Origin of the sequence: Pseudarthrobacter sp. CC4, assembly GCF_048957775.1 — a bacterium.
GTDB lineage: Bacteria > Actinomycetota > Actinomycetes > Actinomycetales > Micrococcaceae > Arthrobacter.
The window spans coordinates 275,464-290,799 of record NZ_JARCCZ010000002.1 but is presented as its reverse complement, the minus strand read 5'-3'; the positions used below and the strand labels follow the sequence as shown (position 1 = coordinate 290,799).

Below are 15,336 nucleotides of genomic sequence, written 5' to 3'. Positions count from 1 at the left end.
TTCCGTCTCCAACCCTTTACCGATCCACAACGGAGTGTTTTTTCGTGAAAATCGCACTTGACCCTACGCCCTTCCACCACTCGCACAACCTGCTCGAGTTCCCAAAGGTGGTTGCGGACCTCGGCTACAAGTACATGCAGATGACCCCGCACGCGGACTTCATCCCCTTCTACAACCACCCCAAGGCCGATGACGAACTTGTGGGTCAGCTCAGCAAGGCCTGCCGGGACGCGGGGATTGAGATCGCGTCCGTGCTGCCCGTCCTCCGATGGTCAGGACCGGACGAGGATGCCCGCGAAGCAGCAGTCCGCTACTGGAAGCGGGTCATCCGGATCACGGTCGACCTCGGCGTCGGCACCATCAACACGGAGTTCAGCGGAAGGCCGGAGAAGGCCGAGGAGTCCGAGCGGGCCTTCTACCGTTCCATGGAGGAACTCCTGCCGATCATTGAACGCGAGGGCCTCGACCTGTTGATCGACCCGCACCCGGACGACTTTGTGGAGGAAGGCCTGGCAGCGATCCGGGTGATCAGGGGGCTGAACTCAAAGAACGTAGGCCTGGTCTACGTCGCCTCGCACAGCTTCCACATGAAGAACGCTCCACTGGACATCATGCGGGCAGCGGGGGACAAGCTGCGGCTGGTCCATGTCGCCGACACCATGAACCACCACGCCTCGCACGGGCTTCGGTACATCACCAACCCGCCGGGCAATCCCGTCCGCGTGCACCAGCACCTGAAGATCGGTGACGGCGACGTGAACTGGGATGAGTTCTTCGGCGGACTCAAGGAAATCGGCTTCCTGGACAGGGATGACACTGTAATGGTCTCCAGCGTTTTTGCGGAGGACGAGAACGCTGACGAGGTTTCCCGGTACCAGCTGGAGACGATGAAGGCCTACATCGCCAAGGCGAAGTAGTGGATGTGCGGATGGAACACAGCAAAGGAATCTTAACGGAGCCCGAAGCCCCGGACACGGCTATCGGCGGGGGAGCACCTGCAAAGGCCTATCAATCCGATCCGAAAAAGTTCATGCGGAAGGTGGCGCTGTTCTCCACCTTCGGCGGCCTGCTTTTTGGCTACGACACCGGAGTCATCAACGGCGCCCTCCCATTCATGCAGCGCGACCTTGGCCTTACACCGCTGACCGAAGGACTCGTGACATCGACGCTCCTGTTCGGTGCAGCGTTTGGCGCCATCAGTGCCGGCCGTCTGTCTGACCGTTTCGGCAGACGCAGAACCATCATGGGGCTGGCGCTGATCTTCGTCGTCGCCACCATCTTCTGCACCATCTCGCCCAGCACTGAACTACTGATAGCGGCCAGGACCCTGCTGGGGCTCGCCGTGGGCGGCGCGTCGGTAATCGTGCCCGTGTACCTTGCGGAGATGTCGCCGGCGGCCCAGCGTGGCCGCATCGTCACGCAGAACGAACTGATGATCGTCACAGGCCAGTTCATCGCCTTCACGTTCAATGCCGTCCTGGGCAACGCCTTCCCGGAAGAGGCCAACATTTGGCGGTGGATGCTCGTGATCGCTACGTTGCCGGCTGTGGTGCTGTGGTTTGGGATGCTGGTCCTGCCGGAAAGCCCGCGCTGGCTGGCGTCTGCCGGCCGGTTCGGTGCTGTTCTGGAAGTATTGCGCTCCACCCGCGCTGCCGGGGACGTATCGGCGGAGTTCGACGAAGTGCGGCAGGCGGCCCGCGAGGACTACCAGGCCAGACTCGGAACGGTCAAGGACCTTACCGTTCCCTGGATCCGCAGGATCTTCGTGGTGGGTCTCGGCATGGCGATCATTAACCAGATCAGCGGCGTCAACGCGATTATGTACTACGGAACGTCCATCCTGTCTTCATCAGGATTCGGCGACCAGGGCGCACTGATCGCAAACGTTCTGAACGGCATCACCTCCGTAGTGGCCGTCGTTATAGGCATGTACCTGATGTCGCGTGTGCCTCGCAAACCCATGCTAATTGTGGGACTTTGCGGCACGGCCACATCCCTGCTGGCCATCGCGATGATCTCTCTGGCCCTGCCGGAAAGCACCCTTCGCGGCTACCTGGTATTGCTGTTCATGGTGACGTTCCTGGCCTCTATGCAGGGCTGCATCGGCACCGTGACCTGGCTGACCATGTCCGAGATCTTCCCGATGCATGTCCGCGGCGTCGCCATGGGAATCTGCGTTTTTGTCTTGTGGATGGTCAACTTCCTCATCGGCTTCTTCTTCCCGCAGATGGTTTCGTGGATCGGAGTTTCGGCTACCTTCCTCATCTTCGTGGCACTGCAGATCTGCGCGATCGCGTGGGTCAAGCGGGTGGTACCGGAAACGAAGGACAAGTCGCTTGAGGAGCTCGAACACCTCTTCAAAGAGCGTTCCGGCATGAACGCCTAATCCCCCCAACGCAAGGCACACTCCGTGCCAAAAAAAGCGCCCGACGCCGGCTGGCGTCGGGCGCCTTTCATCTTTGGAAGCGGGCCAAAGCCAGGATATCGGCGACACGCCGCCGCTTATGGCCGACATTCAGGACAACCCCGCCGGGAGAGACAGCAGAAAGACAGCAGGAGGAGCGGCGCGTGTGCGCCACCCCTCCTGCTGTGCGGGTTTGTTGTGCGATCAGGCCGTCAGTTTCAACGAAGCCGAGAGCGCTGCGTCTGCGTCCAGGAGAACCTTGGCCGCAACTTCCAGCCCTTCGATACGGCCCAGTTCGACATCTTCGTGTTCGATGTTGACGAGCATGTTCGGGTCCACTTCGTGGAGGGCGCGGAGGAACTCGGCCCAGTAGGCGGTGTCGTGCCCCTTGCCCAGCGCGACAAAGTCCCAAGCTGCAGGCCTGGGCCATTCGTTAGCCCACTCGTCGCCGCCGAGGTTCGTCCGGTGTTCTTCCGGGGAGAGCCGCCGGAACCGGTTGTCCAAAACACCGTAGAGTGCGGCGGTTTCTTTGTTGATCCGTACATCCTTCGCCGCGGCCTGGAATACCAGCGGCCCCAATTCGCGGACAACGGTTATGGGGTCCATCTGCTGCCAGAACAGGTGGGAGGCGTCCAGTTCCACACCGATGTGTGTCGCTCCGGTCAGCTCCACGAGCTTATGCACGTCGGCCGGGTTGAAGACCAGGTTCTGCGGGTGCAGCTCCAGGGCAACCTTCACACCGTACTCCCGGGCCAGTTGGTCTGTTTCCTTCCAGAATCTGGCAGCCACGCCCCACTGGTAGTCCAGAACGTCCAGGGCGGCTGAGTTCCAGGCGTTGACGATCCAGTTGGTGACGGTGGCGCCGGGCTCTCCGCCGGGCAACCCTGACATTGTGACCACCCGGTTCTGCCCAAGGCGGTGCGCGAGGCGAATGGAACGGCGGATGTCTTCGGAATGCTTCTCGCCGATCTCGCGCTTGGGATGCAGGGGGTTGCCGTTGCAGTTCAGGCCGGCGATTGACACCCCGGTACCCTCGAAGATCGCCAGGAAGTCATCGCGGGCTGCGTCACTTTCCAGGATCTGGTCCATGGCGGGCACGTGGACCGCAGGCAGGAACCCGCCGGTGTTGATTTCGATCCCGGTGAGGCCGAGGTCGGCGATGACCTTCAATGCCTCGGGAAGGGGCCGGTCATGCAGGATCGCGTTATAGACACCCAGTTTCATAGCGAAATCTTCTTTCCGTTGTTGAGGGCGGACTCGGTGACGGCGCCGAGCAGTTCCATGTTGCGGACGCCCTCGTCGAAGGTGGCACACCGGGGGAGGGACTCTGCTTCGCTGATGCCGGCAACCTCTTCGAGGAATGCCCGTGCCTGGTAGCCGAACGCATCGTTTTGACCGAAGCCCACCTCCGGGGCGTCCATGGCGAGGCCGCCGGCGATGTAGGGGTGGCCTGGGCCGAGGATGACCTGCCGGTAGCCGTTTTCGTTGCCGGAGTCGTCGTTGAGGAAGAGCTGGATCTCGGACGGCCGGCGCTGGTCGAACTTGGCGGCGCCGTTTTCGCAAAACACCTCGAACTGCAGGCTGTTGGCGTGGCCGGCGGCAACGCGGGAGACTTCGAAGCTTCCCGCGCCGACGGCAAACTCTGCGTTGAAGGCTGCGTAGTCGTCGTTCTCGACGGCTTCGAAGGTGTCGCTGACGGCCACGTGGTCATGGCCCATCACTGCGGCCAGCGGCAGCGGACGCTTGCCGATGACGGTGCTGAGCTGTCCGCCGGAGATGGATTGAATATCGCCGCAGAGGAACTCAGAGACGTAAGCCAGATGGGACCCGACGTCGGCAAGGGCACCTGAACCTGCGCCACCCTTGTACCGCCAGCTCATGGGGGCGAAGGGGCTGAAGCCATAGTCGGTCCAGTACCGGCCGCTGAAATGCAGGACGTTGCCGAGAACCCCGTTCCGGATGAGGTTGCGAATGTAGGCGATGCCCGGTGTACGGCGGAAGGTGAAGCCAATGCGGGCGATGCTGGACGCATTTCGGGCGGCGTCGGCCATTGCGCGGGCATCGTCCATCGAATCACTCAGGGGCTTTTCGCACAGCACGTGCTTGCCGGCGGCCAGCAAACCCTCAACAACCTCGCGGTGGAGGGAATTGGCGATGACCACGCTGACCACGTCGATGTCATCGGCTTCAGCGATTGCCTGCCATGAGGTGTCGTTACGCTCGTACCCGAATCGGCGGGCGGCCAGGGAGCCGAATTCAGCATTGACGTCGCCGATGGAAACCAGGCGCACCGGAGGAAGCGTCGGGCTGTACAGGGCGGATGCCGTCCGGTACGCGGCAGCGTGCGCCTTGCCTGCCATGCCTGCGCCGATGACTGCTACACCGAGGCTTTCAGCCATTGATTTCTCCTTTGAAATTCAGCCGCAGCGGAATCGCCAGCGGCATTTTGTAGCGCTACAATTTTTACGCTGACCTTGAGCGTATCCATGTCCATATGTCCTGTCAATCGTTCGCCGGGATATTCTCAACCGAGAGAAGAAAGGCATTTCCATGACGCATGATCGCCTCACGAACCGGCGCCCCACCATCTATGACGTGGCCAAGCATGCAGGAGTCTCGCCATCGCTGGTTTCGCTGGTGCTGCAGAACCCGGTGCGCGTTAGCGAGAAGCGCCGCAATGCAGTGCAGGCGGCGATCTCGGAACTTGGCTACCGTCCCAGCCGGGCAGCCACGACGCTAGCCAGCAGCCGGACAAAGAGCATAGGACTTGTCATAGATGACTACCGGAACCTTTGGTTTGTCGATCTGCTGCGGGGTATGGAATCCGTGCTGACGGAGGGTGGCTACCAGGTGATGCTGGCCGATTCCCGCCCTGGCGCAAACCGTATCAGCGAGGCTGTGGACGGACTGCTGGCCATGCACGTTGATGGCCTGGTCATTGCTGCCGAGCCCACTTTGTCCATGCTGACCGGTGCGGGGGTGCCCACTATCGTGGCAGGCTGGCGAAACGGGGTGCCTGAAGGCATGGACCTGGTAACGAATGATGACGACGCCGGGGGCGCCATGGCCGCCGCCCACCTGTTGGACCTCGGACACACCAGGATCGGGCACCTGTCCGGGTCCGGTGGTGCCGCTGCCCACCGAAGGGCCGGCTTTACTGGGCATCTCCGGGAGGCTGGTGTCGAGGTTTGCGTCGTCGGGGAGGCGGGGGGCACGTCTGAAGAGGACGGTTACGAATCGGCACGCTGGCTGCTGGAGCACCATCCGGACACGACTGCCATTTTTGCAGCAAACGACACCATGGCAGTGGGCGCCCTCGGGGCCATCAGGGTCCGCGGACTGTCGGTCCCGCATGAGATTTCCGTCATCGGATACGACAACTCACAACTGGCCAAGTCGCGGTACCTGGACATCACCTCCGTGGATAATCGCAGTGATCTTGTGGGTATCGAGGTCGCGCGCCGTCTGCTGGCCAGGCTTGAGGATCCTGCCGCCGTACCTCAGCGGACCCTGATCGATCCTGCCCTGATGGTCCGCTCGACTACAGCCACTGCGCCGTCCCCAAGCGCCCAACCATCTTCTTTGAAGTAAAAACATACTAATGTCAGGACAAAGTCTTGACATGGGTGATCCCGATCACCCATGATCTCTGTAGAGGGCCTCGAGTTCCTGCAGAGAGGCAGGGCCGCAACCCTTATCAAAGGAGATATATCGTGAAGAAGTTTTCCTGGCGGAAGGCGACCCTCGTGGCGGCCGTCGTTCCGATGCTGGCACTGAGCGCTTGCTCCAGCGGCGGAGGCAAGTCGGCAGACACTGCAAACTCCGGCTCCTCGGGGCAGGTGGCAACCACCGCCCGCATCAAGGTGGCCCTGATCACCCATGCAGCAGCAGGCGACACCTTCTGGGACATCGTCCGCAAGGGGGCGGAGGAAGCATCGGCTAAAGACAACGTTGAGCTCCTCTACACCAGCGATCCTGAAGCCGGTCGCCAGGCGCAGCTCGTCCAGCAGGCAATCGACCAGAAGGTCGATGGCATCGCCGTCACCCTCGCCACCCCGGATGCCCTGAAGGACGTCCTGAAGAAGGCCACTGATGCCGGCATCCCGGTGGTGAGCCTCAATGCAGGCGAGAGCATCTCGTCACAGCTCGGCGCATTTACCCACTTCGGGTCCAACGAGAAACTCGCCGGCGAGGCCGTGGGGACCCGGTTGGCCGCCGAGGGCTTCAAGCACCCCGTATGCGTAATTCAGCAGCAGGGCCACGTTGGTCTGGAAGCACGCTGCGCAGGCGTCAAGGCCAAAGTTCCGGGAGCGGAGATACTGTACGTCGACGGCAAAGACATGACCGCAGTCCAGTCCACCGCCACCGCGAAGCTCCAGGCCGCCAAGGATGCCGACGTCATCATTGGCCTGGGCGCACCGATCACCCTGACGCTGCTCAAGTCCGTCGCGGATGCCGGCAGCTCTTCGAAGGTTGCCAGCTTCGACCTGAACGCAGATCTCGCGCAGAAGATCGTGGATGGTGCCGTGATCTTCACCGTGGACCAGCAGCCGTGGCTCCAGGGCTACATGTCGATTGATTCCCTGTGGCAGGCAAAGCGCGGCGGCTTCAAGCTCGGCGGTGGACAGCCTGTCCTGACCGGCCCGACCATTGTCGATAAGTCGAACGCTTCAGACGTCCTCAAATTCGCCCAGCAGGGCGTCCGCTAGATCCAGGACTCAGGCCGTGCGGAGGGTATCCGCCGCACGGCCTGACCAACAAGGAGTTCTTCCAATGGCAAATACAGCAACCCTGCCTCCGGCACCAGCCGCAGCAGCCGGGCCGCGCGGCGATGAGCGAGTCGGACAACGGAACCCGTTCCAGAAGCTCCTGGGCCGCCCTGAAGTTGGCGCTCTCGTAGGAGCAGTGGTCCTGTTCGTTTTCTTCGCGCTGGTTTCTTCGACCTTCACCCAGCCCAACGCCCTGGCAACCATTCTTTACGGCAGCTCCACCATCGGGATCATGGCCGTCGGTGTGTCGCTGCTGATGATAGGCGGCGAATTTGACCTTTCCACCGGCGTGGCCGTGATCTCATCAGCGCTGACCGCATCCCTTTTCAGCTGGAATTTCTCCATGAACGCGTGGGTAGGCGTTGCCTTGGCGCTCGCAGTCTCGCTGGCCATCGGGTTCATCAACGGCTGGATCCTGATCAAGACCAAGCTTCCCAGCTTCATCGTCACCCTCGCGACGTTCCTGATGCTTACCGGCCTGAACCTGGCATTGACCAGGCTTATTGGCGGCAGCGTGTCCTCGCCGTCCATTTCCAAGCTGGACGGCTTCGAATCGGCCCGTGCCGTGTTCGCCTCGTCGATCAGCATCGGTGGCGTTGAAGTCAAAATCACCGTGTTCTTCTGGATCATCCTGGTTGCCATCGCATCCTGGGTACTGCTGCGCACCAAGGTGGGCAACTGGATCTTCGCAGTGGGCGGCAACGCCGACTCCGCACGCGCCGTGGGCGTGCCCGTGACGAAGACCAAGATCGGGCTGTTCATGGCGGTCGGGTTCTGCGGTTGGATCCTCGGAATGCACAACCTGTTCGCCTTCGACGCCGTGCAGTCGGGCGAGGGCGTGGGCAACGAATTCCTCTACATCATCGCCGCCGTGATCGGCGGCTGCCTCCTCACCGGCGGCTACGGTTCAGCCGTGGGAGGTGCGATCGGTGCCTTCATCTTTGGCATGGCCAACAAAGGCATTGTCTACGCGCAGTGGAACCCGGACTGGTTCAAGTTCTTCCTCGGCCTGATGCTTCTGCTGGCTACCATCGTCAACCTCATCGTCAAGCGCCGCGCGGAACTGAAGTAAGGGGCGAAGAAAATGAACGCCAAAGCAATCGACCAGCAGACCCTGCTCAAGAACGAAAAGGATCCGCTGACGCACACCCCGGTTCATTTGCTCTCCCTGGAAGGTGTAGGCAAGCACTACGGCAACATCATTGCCCTTCGTGACGTCACCATGGCCGTGGACAACGGCCGCGTCACGTGCGTTCTGGGAGACAACGGCGCCGGTAAGTCCACGCTGATCAAGATCATCGCGGGCCTGCACCAGCACGACGAAGGCTCACTGTACGTCATGGGTGACGAACGGAAATTCAGTTCCCCCCGCGATGCCCTCGATGTCGGCATCGCGACGGTCTACCAGGACCTCGCGGTGGTTTCCCTGATGCCCATCTGGCGGAACTTCTTCCTCGGCTCGGAGCTCACCACCGGGTTCGGCCCGTTCAAGAGCCTCGATGTCCAGAAAATGAAGGACATCACCAAGAAAGAGCTCGCCGACATGGGCATCGACCTGCGCGATGTGGAGCAGCCCATCGGCCAGCTTTCGGGCGGCGAGCGCCAGTGTGTGGCCATTGCCCGGGCAGTGTACTTCGGAGCCAAGGTCCTGATCCTGGACGAGCCGACGGCGGCCCTGGGCGTCAAGCAGTCGGGCGTAGTTTTGCGCTACATCCTCCAGGCGAGGGACCGGGGCCTCGGGGTCATCTTCATCACCCACAACCCGCACCACGCCTTCCCCGTGGGCGACCGGTTCCTCCTGCTCAAGCGGGGCAAATCCATCGGCTACTACGACAAAAAGGACATCACGCTGGACGAGCTCACGGCCCAAATGGCTGGCGGCGCGGAACTTGCCGAACTTGCCCACGAGCTCGAACAGCTCGGCGGCCACGGCGACATCGTCAAGGAAGTCCAGGCCGAAGTCGCCGACGTCGCTGAAATCGCGGAATCTGCCAAGGAAAGCAGCCCGCGGCACGTGTAGCACCCCGCCGGGGGCCCGACGGCAAATGCCCGATGGGCCCCCTCGCTCTGCCATTCGTGTGCGCACTGAACATTAGACAGGAAACAGCATGCCGATCCGGGTGGGCGTCATTGGCGCCGGCATTATGGGCGCAGACCATATCAGGAACCTTTCCGCCACCGTCAACGGTGCGGAAGTCACCTTCGTGGCAGACCTCGACGCCGGACGCGCAGCTGCTGCTGCGCCGCCGTCGGCCCGGACCACGACGGACCCCTCGGAGCTGATCAACTCCAGCGAGGTGGACGCCGTCGTTGTCGCTTCGCACGACTCCACCCACGCCGGACTGGTGCTGGAATGCTTCGAAGCGATGACGCCCGTGCTTTGTGAAAAGCCGCTGGCCCCGACGCTCCTGGAGAGCCTTGACGTGGTGGAAGCTGAGGCGGACATCGTCGCGGCGACCGGTGCCAGGCTGCTGTCCATGGGCTTTATGAGGCGCTTCGATCCCGGCTACGCCGCCCTCCGCGAATCCACGCGGCTTCGGAGCCACGGCGAACCCCTGATTGTCCACTGCACCAGCCGCACGGTAGCCTCGGGCCCCGGCACCAGCTCGGAAACGGCCATCACCAATTCGGCCATCCACGAGTTCGATATCATCCCCTGGCTGCTGGACTCGCCCATCACCGAAGTTGCATGGCAGGCGGGGCGCAGCTCGCGGCACAGTCCCGGAGAACTGCAGGACCCTGCCGTGATGCTCCTCCGGACGGCCGACGGAACCCTGGCGACCCTGGAACTGTTCCTGAACGCGCAATACGGCTATACCACCAGGTGCGAAGTTGTTTCCGAGGGTGGCACCGCTGCCCTGCCCGAACCCGCAGCCCTGGTGGTCCAGCGCGAGGGCCACCGCACGGCCGAAATCCCTGCTGACTGGCGCCCGCGTTTCGCCGACGCCTACCGGCTGCAGCTCCAGGCCTGGATTTCCGCCCTCGAAAGGGGCGAGCCCGCACCGCTCGCCACCGGAGAAGACGGCCTGCGGGCATCGCAGGTTGCCCAGGCCATGATCCGGTCGCTGCACAGTGACGGAGCCTTCACGAAAGTAATCTACTGATGGCCGTTCCCGTCATGCCGGCATCACGCGTCCCGGATTCGAAGGACGCACCCTCCCTGCGGTGGGGAATCATGGGGCCCGGGTGGATTGCAGAGCGGTTCACGGAGTCAGTGCAGGCGCATTCCCGCCAGGTGATTGCCGCCGTCGGCTCCCGCTCCGTGGCCCGCTCCAAAGAGTTTGCCGGGAAGTTTGGCGTGCCGGCCGCGTACGGAAGTTACGAGGAGCTCGCAGCGGCTCCCGATATCGACATTGTTTATGTCGCCACACCGCACAATTTCCACCACAGCGCAGCCCTGCTCGCGCTCGAAGCAGGCAAACACGTCCTGATCGAAAAACCCATAGGGCTCAATGCGGACCAGGCACGGGACATCGCCGCGCGGGCCGGGTCCGCCGGCGTTTTCGCCGCCGAGGCGATGTGGAGTTTCTTCCTGCCAAAATTCGACGTCATCTGGCAGATCCTCGAAGCCGGGACGCTGGGGGCCGTGACCACTGTGCTGGCGGAATACGGCGAGTACTTCGACCGCAGCCACCGCATCTTTGATCCAGCGCTGGCCGGGGGTCCGCTGCTGGACCTCGGGACCTATCCCTTGGCGCTTATCACCGAAATCCTGGGCTCCCCGGAGCAGATGCATGTCATTGGCCAGCAGCACGAGTCCGGGGTTAACGCGCAGCTTTCGGCGATCATGCACTTCCCGGGCGGCAGCCAGGCAGTCATGAACACGCAGCTGCATAATTTCACCCCCACGGCTGCCACCATTGTCGGCTCCCAGGCAACACTGACCATGGACGGACCATTCAACATGCCCGGCGGTTTCGAGCTGCGTTTCCCCGACGGGACGCGGCGGCGCTACAGCGAGCCGGCGGGCGGGCACTTCGAGGGCCTGCATTTCGAAGCCGCAGCAGTGGCCCGTTACATCGCGGCCGGACAGGCAGAAAGCCCCCAGCGTCCGCTCGCGGCCTCCATCCGGACCATGGAAGCCGCCGACGAAATCCGGCGCCGGCTCGGCATTAGCTTTCCGGGCGAATGACCCCCCGCTTAACCGTCTCTTCACACACCCGAAAGGATGAGCCCTTGGCTTACATCACCCAGAACCCCACGGCAGTCCCGGTACCGGTACGGATAGGGCTCATCGGCTCCGGCTGGATGGGCGCATTCCATGCCGACAGCGTTGCGCGCCGCGTCCCCGGCGCGGTCCTGGCGGCCATTGCCGACCCCAACATCGAGTCCGCCCGGAGCCTTGCCCTGGAACTGGGCACCACCAAGGTCACGGCCAGCGCCGACGACATCTTCGCGGATCCGGAGGTTGACGCCGTGATCATCGCCAGCCCGGCACGGTTCCACTCGGCACTTATCACCCAGGCGGCCGCCGCCGGGAAGCACGTTTTCTGCGAGAAGCCGGGCGGCCAGGGGCTGGCGGAACTCGACGCCGCCTTGGCAGCCGTGGACGCTGCCGGCGTGCACTTCCAGATCGGATTCAACCGCCGTTACGCCGAAGATTTCCAGGCAGCAAAGAAGGACCTCGCCGCGGGCATTGCCGGGACCCCGCAACTCCTGCGCTCGCTGACCCGTGATCCGGGGAACGGAAGCATCCCCCATGCCGCCAGGGTCCCGGCCTGGACCATCTTCCTCGAAACCCTCATCCACGACTTCGACACCCTCAACTGGTTCAACGAAGGGGCCGAACCCGTGGAGGTTTACGCGGTGGCCGATGCGCTCGTGGAACCCTCGCTCCGTGACCAGGGGTTCCTGGATACAGCGGTGGTGACGATCAGGTACAGCAACGGTGCGTTGGCGGTGGCCGAGGCGAACTTCAGTGCGCTGTACGGGTACGACATCCGCGGCGAAGTCTTCGGCTCCAAGGGCATGGTCCAGGCCGGCCGGGCCACGGAGACGGCCGCCCGCCGCTACACCGCAGAGGGGCTGTCCGCGGACACCCCGCGGCTCAACGTCGAACTCTTCCGCCAGGCCTACACGGACGAACTGGCGGACTTCGCCGAGGCGGTCCGTGCCGGGCGCGACGGCGGCGTGCCATCGCCGTCGTCCGGTTTCACCCTGACGCCGGGCGCTGCCGACGCCCGCCGCGCCCTGGCAATGGCGCTGGCCTGCATCGAGTCCGTCAAGAGCGGCGCCCCTGTTACCGTCGCCGGGAAGGCAGCCGTCTGATGCGCCTGGCAGTATGCGCCGAGATGGTCTTCCTGGACCTGCCGTTTGTGGAACGGGTGCGCAGGATCCACGAGGCGGGATTCGACGTCGAGCTCTGGGACTCGCGCGGAAAGGACATCCAGGCGCTGAAGGCTACCGGGGCGGTCTTCTCCTCCATGACGGGCTACGTATCGGGCAGCCTGGTGGACCCGGACACGGCCGATGAGGTGGTGCGGACGGCTGAATCGCTGATCCCCACCGCCCTCGAACTGGGCGTCAGCCGCATGGTGGTGCACCCGGCTGAACTGGTGGAAGGCCGCGCCGCCCGCCCGGTATACCGCTCCACCGGCCGCATGTGGGCCACGGGCGCCAGAACCCTGCAGCGGCTTGGCGCCCTGGGCGAAAAACACGGTGTGACGTTCTGCCTGGAGAACCTGAATACCATCCTTGACCACCCCGGCATCCCGCTGGCGCGGGCCAAGGACACCCTCGCACTGGTGGAGGCTGCCGGGCACCCGAACGCCAAACTGATGCTGGACCTGTACCACGCGCAGCTGGGGGAGGGGAACCTCATCGAACTCGTGAGATCCGCCCTGCCGCACATCGGTGAAGTCCAGGTTGCGGATGTGCCCGGCCGCTGCGAGCCCGGAACCGGAGAAATCAACTACGCAGCCGTTGCCCGGGCCCTCGCCGATGCCGGCTACCACGGCACAGTGGGCATGGAGGCGTGGGCCAGGGACGGCAGCGCCGCAGCCCTCGACGCCTTCCGGACCGCCTTTACCGTCTATGCAGAGGAAAAACAATGAAGGATGTAACCCTTGGCCTGGTAGGCGTGGGCCGGATCGGCGTGATGCACGCCGGCAACATCGCGGGCCTCAACGGGGTGCTGAACCCCAAGGGCATCAACGTCAGGCTCCGGCTCACCGACGTGGCCGAAGAGCACGCGCGGACGGTGGCAGCCGGCCTGGGCGCCGAGTTTCTTCCGTCCGTCGAAGCCCTCCTTGCCTCCGGCGTAAATGGCCTGGTGGTGGCTACAGGCACCGCCACCCATCCCGGGCTGATCAAGGCGGGCGTGGACGCGGGCATCCCGGTATTTTGCGAGAAGCCGGTGGCAATGAATGTGGCGGATGCCCTGCCCGTGCTGGATTACATCCGCAGCAAGCACGGTGTGGTCCAGATCGGCCACCAGCGCCGCCTTGATGCCGGCTACCTGGAAGCCAGGCGGGCCTACCAGGCCGGTGAACTGGGCTGGATCCACTCGCTGCGGGCCGTCACCTGTGACATGGCACCGCCTCCTGTGGAGTTCCTGGCCACCTCAGGCGGCCTGTTCCGCGACTGCTCCGTCCACGATTTTGACATCCTCCGCTGGCTGACGGGCCGGGAGATCGTTGAGGTGTACGCGAAGGGCTCCAACAACGGGGACCCGGCCATCGGCGCTGTGGGGGACGTGGACACAGCGCTCGCGCTCGTGACGTTCGACGACGGCACCGTGGGCACTGTCTCAGCGACGCGTTACAACGGGGCCGGCCACGACGTCCGCCTGGAAATCCAGGGTTCCATGGGATCGCTGACGGTGGGCCTGGATGAAAAAACCGCCATGGCGTCGGCCGAGCCCGGCGTGGGGTTCCCGTCCGGTGAGCCGCACAGGACCTTCGCCGAGCGCTTTGACCAGGCCTACCGGTCCGAAATGGCCGCGTTCGTTGAGCTTGTCCTTGGCCAGCGGGACAACCCCTGCACGCCGGACGACGCCGTGGCCGCCTCCCGGGTGGCGGACGCCGCCCAGGAATCGCTGGCCAGCGGTGTCCCGGTGAGGGTGGAACAAGCCACGGCGGGCGTGCGCTGAAACTCCTGGTGCGGGACCTTGCCGTGGGTGGCTAGGGTCCCGCGCCGGGATTTGAGGAGCTCCGGACCACCAGGGCCGGTTCGAGCTTGCGCGTGACGGCAGGGCCGGCGGAACCAGCAAGCCGGTCGAGCATGACCTGCGCCGCCACCCGGCCGAGTTCCCCGGCGTGCTGGTCGATGGACGTCAGTCCAATGAGGGGCGAGGCGGCCAGTTCGATGTTGTCGCAGCCCACGATCGCCACATCGTCCGGGACCCTCAGCCCGTGCGTAGCCAGGGCCCCCATGATGCCGATGGCCGTGAGGTCGTTGTGGGCAAAGATCGCGGTGGGCAGCACGGCGCCGGAAGCCAGGAAGCGTTCCATGACGTTGCGCCCGCCGCGCTCGGTCATGTCGCTGTGCACCAGCATCGGCTCAAGGCCGAACTGCTTCATCGCGTGCAGGTAGCCTTCGCGGCGGTCGGTGTACGGCAGCCAGTCGGAGATATCCACGTGGGCGATCCGCCGGTGCCCCAGCCCGTGCAGATGCTCCACGGCGAGCGCTCCGGAGCGGAAGTCATCCGTCAGGACTGAATCGACGCCGTCGACCTTTAATTCCCTGGTGATGACGACGGCGGCCGTCCCGCGCAGGGCGGCCTCCAGTTCACCGGCCAAGCCGGTGTAGCCGGCCAGGATGACCCCGTCCACGCGGAGGTCCACGAAGTTCCTCACGGCTTCCAGTTCGGTGCCGGGATCAGCGGAGCCGACGGCGACCATCACCTGGTTGCCGCTGCCGGCGAGGCCCTCGGCAATGCCGTCGTAAATGTCTGCGAAGACCGAGTTGTGCAGGTCAAGGAAGAGGACGCCCAGGGTGTTGGTGCGGTGGCTCGCGAGGCGGCTGGCAAGCCGGTTGGGGGAGTAGCCCAGGGCGGCGGCGCTTTCCAGCACCGCCGTCCGCTTGGCGGCCGAGACTTTGGGGGAATCGCGCATCACCAGGGAGACGAGCGCGCGGCTCACCCCTGCCTCACGTGCCACGTCCTCCATGGTCACGGAGCGGGCGGGGGAAGTCTGCTTCACAAGTCTCCACTATGCCATTGGC

14 protein-coding genes are annotated in these 15,336 nt (G+C 64.0%); 11 read left to right on the top strand and 3 right to left on the bottom strand.

Features of this window, described 5'->3' with window-relative positions:
• Positions 1–44 precede the first annotated feature (44 nt).
• Positions 45–917 carry a sugar phosphate isomerase/epimerase family protein gene (locus PV768_RS02530; protein WP_421092200.1) on the top strand — a complete coding sequence of 291 codons (873 nt, stop codon included), beginning with the start codon at positions 45–47 and terminating at the stop codon, positions 915–917.
• Between the two features lie 11 nt (positions 918–928).
• Positions 929–2,386: a sugar porter family MFS transporter gene (locus tag PV768_RS02525; RefSeq protein WP_421092199.1), complete on the top strand. Its 1,458-nt coding sequence runs from the start codon at positions 929–931 to the stop codon at positions 2,384–2,386.
• A gap of 222 nt (positions 2,387–2,608) precedes the next feature.
• Here the strand turns inward: PV768_RS02525 and PV768_RS02520 are convergent, their stop codons facing one another.
• Positions 2,609–3,628, bottom strand: a complete 1,020-nt coding sequence (locus tag PV768_RS02520) for a sugar phosphate isomerase/epimerase family protein (protein ID WP_421092198.1) — start codon at positions 3,626–3,628, stop codon at positions 2,609–2,611.
• Positions 3,625–4,803: a Gfo/Idh/MocA family protein gene (locus tag PV768_RS02515; protein WP_157239009.1), complete on the bottom strand. Its 1,179-nt coding sequence runs from the start codon at positions 4,801–4,803 to the stop codon at positions 3,625–3,627. The genes PV768_RS02520 and PV768_RS02515 overlap by 4 nt, the downstream gene beginning before the upstream one ends.
• 151 nt (positions 4,804–4,954) lie before the next feature.
• Between PV768_RS02515 and PV768_RS02510 the strand changes: the two genes are divergently transcribed.
• From PV768_RS02510 to PV768_RS02470, 9 genes are all read left to right on the top strand, one after another.
• Complete coding sequence (locus tag PV768_RS02510) at positions 4,955–5,995, top strand: LacI family DNA-binding transcriptional regulator (RefSeq protein ID WP_421092197.1); 1,041 nt, start codon at positions 4,955–4,957, stop codon at positions 5,993–5,995.
• Positions 5,996–6,117: 122 nt separating this feature from the next.
• The gene (locus PV768_RS02505; protein ID WP_321215430.1) at positions 6,118–7,113 is read left to right on the top strand and encodes a substrate-binding domain-containing protein; all 996 of its coding nucleotides are present in this window, start codon (positions 6,118–6,120) and stop codon (positions 7,111–7,113) included.
• Between the two features lie 64 nt (positions 7,114–7,177).
• Complete coding sequence (locus tag PV768_RS02500) at positions 7,178–8,245, top strand: ABC transporter permease (RefSeq protein ID WP_157239007.1); 1,068 nt, start codon at positions 7,178–7,180, stop codon at positions 8,243–8,245.
• A gap of 12 nt (positions 8,246–8,257) precedes the next feature.
• Complete coding sequence (locus PV768_RS02495; protein ID WP_421092196.1) at positions 8,258–9,193, top strand: ATP-binding cassette domain-containing protein; 936 nt, start codon at positions 8,258–8,260, stop codon at positions 9,191–9,193.
• Positions 9,194–9,281: 88 nt separating this feature from the next.
• A complete protein-coding gene (locus tag PV768_RS02490) occupies positions 9,282–10,277 on the top strand; it encodes a Gfo/Idh/MocA family oxidoreductase (protein ID WP_421092195.1) in 996 nt (331 codons plus the stop codon).
• Complete coding sequence (locus PV768_RS02485; RefSeq protein WP_421092194.1) at positions 10,277–11,305, top strand: Gfo/Idh/MocA family protein; 1,029 nt, start codon at positions 10,277–10,279, stop codon at positions 11,303–11,305. The genes PV768_RS02490 and PV768_RS02485 overlap by 1 nt, the downstream gene beginning before the upstream one ends.
• 44 nt (positions 11,306–11,349) lie before the next feature.
• The gene (locus PV768_RS02480; protein ID WP_323056455.1) at positions 11,350–12,441 is read left to right on the top strand and encodes a Gfo/Idh/MocA family oxidoreductase; all 1,092 of its coding nucleotides are present in this window, start codon (positions 11,350–11,352) and stop codon (positions 12,439–12,441) included.
• Positions 12,441–13,226 carry a TIM barrel protein gene (locus PV768_RS02475; protein WP_321215434.1) on the top strand — a complete coding sequence of 262 codons (786 nt, stop codon included), beginning with the start codon at positions 12,441–12,443 and terminating at the stop codon, positions 13,224–13,226. Before PV768_RS02480 ends, PV768_RS02475 begins: the two co-directional genes overlap by 1 nt.
• Positions 13,223–14,263: a Gfo/Idh/MocA family oxidoreductase gene (locus PV768_RS02470; protein WP_421092193.1), complete on the top strand. Its 1,041-nt coding sequence runs from the start codon at positions 13,223–13,225 to the stop codon at positions 14,261–14,263. Before PV768_RS02475 ends, PV768_RS02470 begins: the two co-directional genes overlap by 4 nt.
• Positions 14,264–14,294: 31 nt before the next feature.
• Here the strand turns inward: PV768_RS02470 and PV768_RS02465 are convergent, their stop codons facing one another.
• Positions 14,295–15,314 (bottom strand): LacI family DNA-binding transcriptional regulator, encoded by a 1,020-nt coding sequence (locus PV768_RS02465; protein WP_421092192.1) that lies wholly within the window; start codon positions 15,312–15,314, stop codon positions 14,295–14,297.
• Positions 15,315–15,336 lie beyond the last annotated feature (22 nt).

Coding starts and splice junctions, on each gene's coding strand:
- PV768_RS02525 (WP_421092199.1), top strand. CDS start 929: ATGGAACACAGCAAAGGAATCTTAACGGAGCCCGAAGCCCCGGACACG.
- PV768_RS02520 (WP_421092198.1), bottom strand. CDS start 3,628: ATGAAACTGGGTGTCTATAACGCGATCCTGCATGACCGGCCCCTTCCC.
- PV768_RS02515 (WP_157239009.1), bottom strand. CDS start 4,803: ATGGCTGAAAGCCTCGGTGTAGCAGTCATCGGCGCAGGCATGGCAGGC.
- PV768_RS02510 (WP_421092197.1), top strand. CDS start 4,955: ATGACGCATGATCGCCTCACGAACCGGCGCCCCACCATCTATGACGTG.
- PV768_RS02500 (WP_157239007.1), top strand. CDS start 7,178: ATGGCAAATACAGCAACCCTGCCTCCGGCACCAGCCGCAGCAGCCGGG.
- PV768_RS02495 (WP_421092196.1), top strand. CDS start 8,258: ATGAACGCCAAAGCAATCGACCAGCAGACCCTGCTCAAGAACGAAAAG.
- PV768_RS02490 (WP_421092195.1), top strand. CDS start 9,282: ATGCCGATCCGGGTGGGCGTCATTGGCGCCGGCATTATGGGCGCAGAC.
- PV768_RS02485 (WP_421092194.1), top strand. CDS start 10,277: ATGGCCGTTCCCGTCATGCCGGCATCACGCGTCCCGGATTCGAAGGAC.
- PV768_RS02475 (WP_321215434.1), top strand. CDS start 12,441: ATGCGCCTGGCAGTATGCGCCGAGATGGTCTTCCTGGACCTGCCGTTT.
- PV768_RS02470 (WP_421092193.1), top strand. CDS start 13,223: ATGAAGGATGTAACCCTTGGCCTGGTAGGCGTGGGCCGGATCGGCGTG.